Source organism: Streptomyces sp. SID11385, assembly GCF_010548245.1.
Classification (GTDB): domain Bacteria; phylum Actinomycetota; class Actinomycetes; order Streptomycetales; family Streptomycetaceae; genus Streptomyces.
In genome coordinates, this window is record NZ_JAAGLR010000193.1 from 1 (window position 1) to 3,468 (window position 3,468).

Below are 3,468 nucleotides of genomic sequence, written 5' to 3' on the forward strand. Positions count from 1 at the left end.
TCGCGACGGCGGCCGAGCGCGGCGACGAGCGGGCGGGGCGCGCCGTGGTCCTCGCCGCCGCCGACCCCGCGAACGCCTACGGAGCCGCGCTGCCCTGGCCCGAGCCACCCGAGAGCACCCCGCACAAACCGGGCCGCAAGGCCGGCTCGCTCGTCGTCCTCGTCAACGGCGCGCTCACCGTCTACGTCGAACGGGGCGGTAAAACACTCCTCGTGTGGCCCGCGACGCCGGACGGGGCCGTCGACCCGGACGATCCCCGCATCGCCGAGGCCCTCGGGGCCCTCGCGGAGGCGGCCGGGGCCGGAGCGCTCGGCACCCTGACCGTCGAACGGATCAACGGCGCGCCCGCGCTCACCGCGCCGCTCGGCCCCGTCCTCGAATCGGCGGGCTTCCACGCGACGCCGAGGGGCCTGCGGCTGCGGGCACAGTAGAGCGCGGACACCGGCACGGGCGCCAACACAAGCACCGGCACAAGCATCGGCACCGGCATCGGCATCGGCATCGGCATCGGCATCGGCATCGGCAGGAGGGAAGTCCCATGCCCGAGGGCGACACCGTCTTCCACACGGCGCGACGTCTCCACGCCGCGCTCGCGGGACAGCGGCTCACGACCGCCGACCTGCGCGTACCGCGCTTCGCGACGGCGGACCTCACCGGACGCGAGGTGCACGACGTGACGCCGCGCGGCAAGCACCTCCTCACCCGCCTCTCCGGCGGGCTCACCCTCCACACCCACCTGCGCATGGACGGCGCCTGGCGCGTGTACGAGGCGGGCGAGCGCTGGCGCGGCGGGCCGGGGCACCAGATCCGCGCGATCCTCGGCACCGAGGCCCGGACCGCCGTCGGCTACCGCCTGCCCGTCGTCGAACTGCTCCGTACGGCGGACGAGGAGCGTGCCGTCGGCCATCTGGGGCCCGACCTCCTCGGCCCGGACTGGGACGCGGACATCGCGCTCGCCCGGCTCCGCGCCGCGCCGGAACGCGCCCTCGGCGAGGCCCTGCTCGACCAGCGCAATCTCGCGGGCATCGGCAACGTCTACAAGAGCGAGCTGTGCTTCCTGCTGCGTGTCACGCCCTGGACCCCCGTCGGAGACGTCCCCGCCGTCGAGCGTGCCCCCGCCCTCGCCGCGCGCCTCCTGGACGCCAACCGCGACACCTTCCGCCGCGTCACGACGGGCCGCCGCGACACCCCCCTCTACGTCTACGGCCGCGCCCACCGCCCCTGCCTGCGCTGCGGCGCCCCCATCCGTGAGGCCGAACAGGGCGACGGCACGAGGGCCCGGCCCACCTACTGGTGCCCGGGCTGCCAGGAGGGCCCGGCACCGTACTGAGACGGAAGGCCGCGCGAAGCGCCGCCGTGCCACGCGTGGACCCCGGACGAAACAGGAGCCCCCACGCCGCCCTGTGCGACGCGAAGGCTCCGGCTCCACCACGCGGGTACCGACCCGCGCGGCAAAACGTCACTCGTTGTTCGACGCCTGGAACATCCAGTGGTGCTTCTCCAGATCCGCCGTGATGGCGATGAGGAGGTCCTGCGTGACCGGGTCGGGCTCGGCCGTCGCCGCCACTCGCTCGCGCAGCCGCGTGATGGCGGCGGCGAGGGCGTCGGTCATGGCCGCGACCGCGTCGTTGTCCTTGATCCAGCCGTCACCGATCTTGCCGATGCCGCTCGTGGCGGCGACGGTGCCCGCGCGGCCGTCCGGCGAGACGCCGAGGGTCGAAGCGCGCTCGGCGACCTCGTCCATGTGCGTACGGGCCGAGTCCACGACGTCGTCGAGCTGGAGGTGCACCGAGCGGAAGCGCGGGCCGATGACGTTCCAGTGGATCTGCTTGGCGACCAGGGAGAGGTCCACGAGGTCGACCAGCGCACCCTGGAGCGCGTCGGAAACGATCTTGAGATCGGCTTCGGCAAGGGGACTCTTCACTACGTACATCCGAATTCCTCCATCTCACTCAGGACTCAGGTGCCCCCGTTCCGCTCTCTCAACCATGACATAACGCAGTGAAGCAGGTCACACGGAGAAAGCCGGTCCGTCGCGGGAAAGCGGCCGGATACGCGCTCCCGGCAGGAGCCGGGCGCACGAAAAGGCGGAGCCCTCACCGAAGTACCCGGTGAGGGCTCCGCCATACGTGGGGCGCGTGCGTCGTGCGACCGCTCAGGCCGCGACCACGTCCACCGCCTCGGTCGGCGCCTTGATGGTGACCCGCTCGGGTGGGACACCCGTGACGGACACCGAATTCAGTACCGGACGGCGTACCGGCGGCACCGGGTCGGCGGCTGCCGACTCGGCCAGCTCAGCGAGGGCGAGTTCGTCGCTGACCTCGTGCATCAGCTCGGACATCCGTACATCAAGCGCGTCGCAAATGGCGGCGAGCAGTTCGGAGGACGCCTCCTTCTGCCCCCGCTCCACCTCGGAGAGATAGCCGAGTGAGACCCGGGCGGACGAGGAGACTTCGCGCAGAGTACGGCCCTGGCGCTGGCGCTGCCGACGCAGCACGTCACCCAGCAGGCGACGGAGCAGAATCATCGGTGGCTCCCTCCTCGGACCGTGTAACCGCATCCTTCTCGCCCCACCGTACCGCCTGGGACCGTGGCCGTGCGGGGAGCGAAGACGTGTTCACTCAGGGCTGTAAACATCAAGTCCCCCCGTTTTCTTCCGTATCCTGTGCGCGCGCATTTCTGATCAGTTCATCGCGGAGCAGGCCGAGCACGATCCGCACGCTATCCCTACGGATTTCCGTACGGTCACCGTTCAACCGCAGTGCCAGAATTTTCTCGCCTCGTGCACCGGTCAAACCTGTTACCGACCGCTTTTCGGTGTCTCCGGCACCACTCGCGTGCCCGCTCCCGGCCTCCGCGCCGCTCTTGGTGGCGACGCCGGTCTCGGCCTCGACGGTTCCGTGGTGCGCGAGAACGTGGGCGAGACGGTCCGCGAAGCTCTCACCGAGGTCGACGTCGCGGTCGAGGTCCGGGCCGGAGGCGGGAGCCGGGCCCGCCACCGCCACGTACACCGTCCCCACGGGCCGCCCGTCCTGCGGTTCGGGTCCGGCGACGCCGGTCGTCGCGGCGCCCCAGTCGGCGCCGAGCACGTCGCGCGCCCCTGAGGCCATCTGCGCGGCGACCTCCGGGTGGACCGCGCCCTCGCGTGCGAGGAGCGCGGGGTCGACGCCCAGCAGCCGGTGCTTCAGTTCGGTCTCGTACGCGGTGACGGAGCCGCGGAACGCCGCGGAGGCGCCGGGAGCCGCGGTGAGTTCGGCGGCGACGAGGCCGCCCGTCAGGGATTCCGCGACGGCGAGGGTCCAGCCGGCTTCACGGGCCAGCGCGATGACGTCGACCGCCGCGTTCTCCGGCAGGGCATCACCGGCGTCGCGCGCGCTCACGCCTGCGTCCTCCGCCCGCGCGGCGCGACGTCCCCGCCCGCCGCGTCCTCCTGGTCCCGCCCGGCAGCCGGCGCGGCACTCCCGTCGG

At 72.5% G+C, this 3,468-nt stretch carries 5 protein-coding genes; 2 read left to right on the top strand and 3 right to left on the bottom strand.

Annotated elements, in window-relative coordinates:
• On the top strand, positions 1 to 431 hold a 431-nt coding region (locus tag G3I42_RS06190), incomplete at its 5' end, for a hypothetical protein (RefSeq protein ID WP_164283128.1).
• A gap of 107 nt (positions 432 to 538) precedes the next feature.
• Positions 539 to 1,330 (top strand): Fpg/Nei family DNA glycosylase, encoded by a 792-nt coding sequence (locus G3I42_RS06195; protein WP_164283130.1) that lies wholly within the window; start codon positions 539 to 541, stop codon positions 1,328 to 1,330.
• A gap of 129 nt (positions 1,331 to 1,459) precedes the next feature.
• Here G3I42_RS06195 and G3I42_RS06200 read toward each other — a convergent pair whose 3' ends face one another.
• From G3I42_RS06200 to G3I42_RS06210, 3 genes are all read right to left on the bottom strand, one after another.
• The gene (locus G3I42_RS06200; RefSeq protein WP_164283132.1) at positions 1,460 to 1,933 is read right to left on the bottom strand and encodes a DNA starvation/stationary phase protection protein; all 474 of its coding nucleotides are present in this window, start codon (positions 1,931 to 1,933) and stop codon (positions 1,460 to 1,462) included.
• Positions 1,934 to 2,155: 222 nt separating this feature from the next.
• A complete protein-coding gene (locus G3I42_RS06205; protein WP_007821437.1) occupies positions 2,156 to 2,527 on the bottom strand; it encodes a helix-turn-helix transcriptional regulator in 372 nt (123 codons plus the stop codon).
• Between the two features lie 109 nt (positions 2,528 to 2,636).
• A complete protein-coding gene (locus G3I42_RS06210; protein ID WP_164283134.1) occupies positions 2,637 to 3,353 on the bottom strand; it encodes a CinA family protein in 717 nt (238 codons plus the stop codon).
• Positions 3,354 to 3,468 lie beyond the last annotated feature (115 nt).